Raw genomic sequence first — 3188 nt, forward strand, 5'->3', positions numbered from 1 at the left:
ACCACGTCTCGGCACCCACCGAACCTACACGATCAGAACCTAAGTTCCCGGTATTGCGGCCGCGCCTCGCGGCAGCGGTGGGGTCGACAGCGCGGCGCTCGCGGGCTGTCGACCCAGGTGGTCGCGGACACCGCGCGCGGTTCAGCGTTCCCAGGGGTCGCGGTGAAGGTGGTCCCGAGGGGTGGCCCTGGCCTGGATGACGACGTCGGTCTAGGTAGCTCCATCCGCTTCGACCTGCTCGGCTGTGGAGAGGACCGCGCTGGCGCGTGGGGACAGCGTCCAGCCGAGGTGGCCGAACAGGGCGAGAGCGCTGCGGTCCCCGACCACGGAGGCGTGGACGGCGTCGATGCGCAGGTAGGCGGCCAGGTGGCCGAGCAGTCCGGTCGGGTAGCCGCGGTGGAGCAGCGCGGTGCTCCGGTGCGGGCTGGTCATCTCGGTGGCGTGGCGGGCGGCGAGGTGGGAGAGCACGGCCATCACGGCGGCGTCGCCGATGCGGGTGTCTTCCGGCTCGTCGTCCTCGACGGTGCGCAGGATGGCGGTGGTGACGGCGTGGCCCCAGGTCCAGCCCTGCAAGGTGAGCTGCTCAGCCTCGCTGGCGAGCGCGGCGGCCTTGGCGGTCAGCGGGTAGCTGAGTGCCCCGAGGACGTCGGCGACCGGTTCGAGGTTGAGCAGGCTGCCCGGGTCCAGGTGGCCGTCCAGTCCGAACAGGACGTGGGCGTGTAGCCGAAGCGGCCAGCCGTCCCGGTCGAAGTACGGGTGAATAGGCAGAACGGGGAAGAGCCGGGTGACAGTGTCCTCGCCGTTGACGGTCAGGACGTGGCGGAGCCGGCCGAGCAGCTCGGCGAAGCCGATGAAATGCGGGGTCGACGACATGGCGGGCGCTCCTTTCGGAGACAACACGGCGGACAGGCTGATCGGAGTGCCGGCGGGCGCACCGACCGGACCGGGTGCGTGCGCGGGGACCGAGGCGCGCCGACGTGCGTGGTCTCTCCCACGTGGCTCGTTCTCGCCGGTGGAACGGGGCTGGTTGTCAGGTTCGGGGGTTGGGAACGGGGCGCTCGGTGCTGGCCGCGTCGACCAGACGGGCCACGGTGCCGAGCACGTCGGCGGCGAACGCGGTGGCGCGCAACCGCTCGGCGATGTGGAGGACCTCGCGGCGCTGGGCGATCGCGGCGGTCTGCCAGGTGTCGGTGAGGGTGTCGCCGACACCGAGCACGACGCTCGGGCCGAGCTGCCACAACACCGCGTTCACAGCGGCACAGGCAATCGCGACTTCGTCGACGTCGCCACCGATCCACAGCATGCTGGCGGGATCGATGTGCTGGGCGCGTAGCGACTGGGCGGCGGCGCGGAACAGCCCGCCGGTGCCGACCGCCGGGTCGACCACCGACTCGCCCGGCTCTACCCCGGTCATCAGGCCGGTGGCGAGGGTGTCGGCAATGTGGCCGGGGGTGTAGAACTGGCCGGCGGCCAGACGCGCGCCGTCAGCGCGCAGCTCGACGAGCAGCGGGCCGAACAGGTCGACGTCCCGGCGTCGTAGCGTGCCGGTCAGGTGCAGTTGTCCGGCGTCGAGCGCGGCGTGGGCGACGCGGCGGGCCGCGTCAATGGTGGCGTCGTCCGGCGGGTCGGCGCCGAGCCAGGGCTGGACCAGGGGCCAGGCGGCGGACAGCAGGTCGGGCCGCGCCCGCACGAAGATCGTCCATTGGAGTCGCGCAAACCGGCGGAACTGCTCGGTGTCCAGTCCGGCGATGAGATCGGCGGTGGCGGAGATCTGGCCCGGCGGTGGTGTGATCAGGGCGAGGACGGCGACGGTGGACAGCGGAATCTGCGGTGAGGCCCCGCGGTTCGCACGGTGCCAGGCACGCGCGACGGCCCCCGCGAGGCTCGTCGCGTCAGGGGTGCCAGCGCCGGGCGGTCGGCGGGAAGTCGCGGGCATGCGCGATCGCCTCCCTTCGCGGGATAGGGGCGGGACGGGGCCGGTGTGGCGGGCGCGGGCCGCGTCGCGGCGGCCAGGAAGCGCCGGGCGTGCCCCGGGCCGGGTCATGCGGAGAAAGGTGCCGTCAGGTTGATGGGGCGAATCCGCAGCGGTGTGCTGCCGGCGTAGGAGGCGGCGAGGGCGCCGTGATCGGTGATGACCGTGTAGCCGCGTAGCCAGACGGCGAACCAGGGCTCGGCGGGCGCGCCCCGGCGGGCCGGCGAGTCGGCCGGGGGGATCATCGTCGAGTCAAGTACCTGCGGCGTGGTCCTGTAGTGGTCGAGACGTCCCCCGACCATCGGGTAGGCGGCAATGGTGTAGGCCGTGCAGGTCGGGTGAAGCGCGGGCTCGGCGGTGCTCTGCCGAGGCAGGTCCGACAGACGCATCAGCAGCACCAGACGCTCGTCGTGGCGACGGCCGCACACGCCGCACAGACGCCTCAGCAGCGCCTGGTCCTTGCGGTCGGCATCGACGGCACCGAACAGGTGGCGCCCGTCGCCAGTACGGGCGGTGATCCACGGGACGGCGAGGCCGCCCACGGTCGGTAGGTGGGCCATGGACAGCGGAATCCCGGGGGGTTTCGGGTCGATCATGACGTGTTTCCTGTTCGTGGGATTCGTCGCGCATACGGCGCGGCCGGCGCCCGGCGCGCGGCAATGAAGAACGGAAAGGCGGGCACGCGACGTCCCGGAGAAAGGGACATCCGATTGCTCCCCACCGTGGCGCGTTTCTGTCGGCGTGGGTCGCGGGAGGATGCGATGGGGAGCCCGGCCGTCAGATCGGCATGGTCGCCTGCGGCGGGGAGTTCTCGGTCACTGCCGGGCGGTGTCCGGGTTTTCCGGGCGTCGCCGCCAGGCCCGCCGGCCGCCGACGCGTTCGTAGCCGAGGGTGTCGGCGAGCGTGTGGCAGGTGTGGCAGCGAAGCTCGCAGGCACAGCAATGGTCACCGAACAGGAAGGACTTCCACATCTCCCGCGCGCTGGCCGGGGAGAGGCTGTTCTCCCAGAGCGCGATCTGTTCGGGGATCAGGGCCTGGAGAGCGGTCAGGATGCGGATGAGGCGGTCCGGGTCGTATCCCGGGTTGAGGTGGTCCCAGAGAGCCGTTTCCCGGAAGGCGTCACCGAGGCCGCCTGCCCCGCCGTGCAGGACGGTAAGGAGCCTGCGGGCGTCGGTGACGTCGTTCTCGGTCGGCGGTCCGCCGGTGTTCGTCCTGC

Annotated in this window: 4 protein-coding genes; all 4 read right to left on the reverse strand. The window is 72.1% G+C overall.

What is annotated here, in order from left to right; all coding sequences use genetic code 11:
- Positions 1–210: 210 nt before the first annotated feature.
- Entirely contained in the window at positions 211–873 is a 663-nt protein-coding gene (locus G6R25_RS22830) for a hypothetical protein (RefSeq protein ID WP_235826589.1), read from the reverse strand.
- Between the two features lie 157 nt (positions 874–1030).
- Positions 1031–1936 (reverse strand): N-6 DNA methylase, encoded by a 906-nt coding sequence (locus G6R25_RS22835; RefSeq protein ID WP_163554519.1) that lies wholly within the window; start codon positions 1934–1936, stop codon positions 1031–1033.
- Positions 1937–2040: 104 nt separating this feature from the next.
- Positions 2041–2568 (reverse strand): hypothetical protein, encoded by a 528-nt coding sequence (locus G6R25_RS22840; RefSeq protein WP_163554520.1) that lies wholly within the window; start codon positions 2566–2568, stop codon positions 2041–2043.
- Positions 2569–2787: 219 nt separating this feature from the next.
- On the reverse strand, positions 2788–3188 hold a 401-nt coding region (locus tag G6R25_RS22845; protein ID WP_163554521.1), incomplete at its 5' end, for a hypothetical protein.

Origin of the sequence: Candidatus Frankia alpina (genome assembly GCF_902806485.1) — a bacterium.
Lineage (GTDB): Bacteria > Actinomycetota > Actinomycetes > Frankiales > Frankiaceae > Frankia > Frankia alpina.